At 63.1% G+C, this 1,600-nt stretch carries 2 protein-coding genes; both read left to right on the top strand.

The annotated features are described in order from the left end of the window. Window positions 1-987, top strand: a 987-nt coding sequence (locus R3175_RS18075; protein ID WP_318945736.1) for an alkane 1-monooxygenase, incomplete at its 5' end; no start/stop codon positions are given. A 215-nt stretch (window positions 988-1,202) separates the two neighbouring features. Continuing rightward, window positions 1,203-1,600: contractile injection system protein, VgrG/Pvc8 family (locus R3175_RS18070; protein ID WP_318945737.1), on the top strand; the 398-nt coding region annotated here is incomplete at its 3' end.

Raw genomic sequence — 1,600 nt, 5'->3', positions numbered from 1 at the left:
CTGTTTGCCTGGGGCGCGCCGGTGGTGGTGTTTGTGATCATCCCCATCCTGGACTGGATGCTGGGGCAGGACGCCTTGAACCCGGACGAGGTGGAGGAGGTGCCTTCAATGAACAAGGAGCGCTTCTACAAGTTTCTCACCCTGAGCTGGGTGGTGCTGTTTGCCGGCCTGCAGGTCTGGGCGATGACGTTGTTGGCGTCGGGGATGTTCAGTACCCTGGGCGCCATCGGCTGGGTGTTCTCCATCGGCATTGTCGGCGGCCTGGGCATCAACGTGGCCCACGAACTGATCCACAAGGACGACCGGCTGGAGACCTGGGCGGGAGGCTTCCTGCTGTCCCTGGTGTGCTACGCCGGCTTCAAGGTGGAGCACCTGCGCGGCCACCATGTCCATGTGTCTACTCCGGAAGATGCGTCGTCGTCCCGCTACAACCAGTCCCTGTACCACTTCCTGCCCCAGGCCTATGTGCGCAACTTCCTCAACGCCTGGAAGCTGGAAGCCCAGCGCCTGAGCCGTAAGGGGCTCAAACCGTTCAGCTGGCGCAACGAGCTGATCTGGTGGTACGGCATCAGCGCCCTGGCCCTGGTGGCCTACACCGTTGCCTTCGGTTGGCTGGGGGCCGTCTTCTTCCTGGGGCAGAGCTTTATCGCCTTTACCCTGCTGGAGATCGTCAACTACCTGGAGCACTACGGCCTGCACCGTCGTAAGCTGGACAACGGCCGTTACGAGCGGACCATGCCCGAGCACAGCTGGAACTCCAACTACTTCCTGACCAACGTCTTCCTGTTCCACCTGCAGCGCCACAGTGACCACCATGCCTACGCCAAGCGTCGCTACCAGGTACTGCGTCATCACGAAGTGGCCCCCCAGCTGCCCGCCGGTTACGCCACCATGATCGTGCTGGCCTGCATCCCGCCTCTGTGGAAGAAGGTGATGAACCCGCGGGTTGAGGCCTACTACAAGGGCGAGGAGCACCAACTGGCCTGACCGGTTTGCGGGAGCCCCGGGGTACGCGTGTCTCTGACCGGGGTTCCCTTTTTCGGCCTTGAGCGCCTTTCCGCCCGAACTGTTACCGGGTTCCGCCCGGGCTGGTTTTAATCTCTTCTCCAGCCGTTATAATCAGGGCCTGCTCAGGATGAGCAATGTGCGTTAAGGCGGGGGACACCAGTGTCCCCGACAATGCAGCTTCAAGGATCGAAGACATGCCCGAGGCCAACCTCCCTACTGCAAAGGGACTGCAGTTCACTGCCCGTGTGGGCCAACTCCCCGCCGACCTGTTCGTGGTGGTCGGCTTCGAATTCACCGAAGCCCTGTCGCAACTGTTCAAGGGCGAGCTCAAGCTGGCCAGTACCGATCCGGGGATCGGTGTCGGTGAAGTCCTCGAACAGCCGGTGGAACTGGCCATCTGGCAGGACGGCCAGCTGCTGCGCCGCTTCACCGGCGTGGTCTCCGAGTTCGCCCGCGGCGACACCGGGCACCGCCGCTCCCGATACGAGCTGGGGGTGGTTCCGGCGCTGTGGCGGCTGGGGCTGATGCACTACAGCCGCATCTTCCCGCCCCAGACCCCGGCTGCCATTCTCAAGACCCTGCTGGACGAGCG

This window comes from Marinobacter sp. (assembly GCF_033722735.1).
Classification (GTDB): Bacteria; Pseudomonadota; Gammaproteobacteria; order Pseudomonadales; family Oleiphilaceae; genus Marinobacter.
This window is presented reverse-complemented; position numbering and strand designations above follow the sequence as displayed.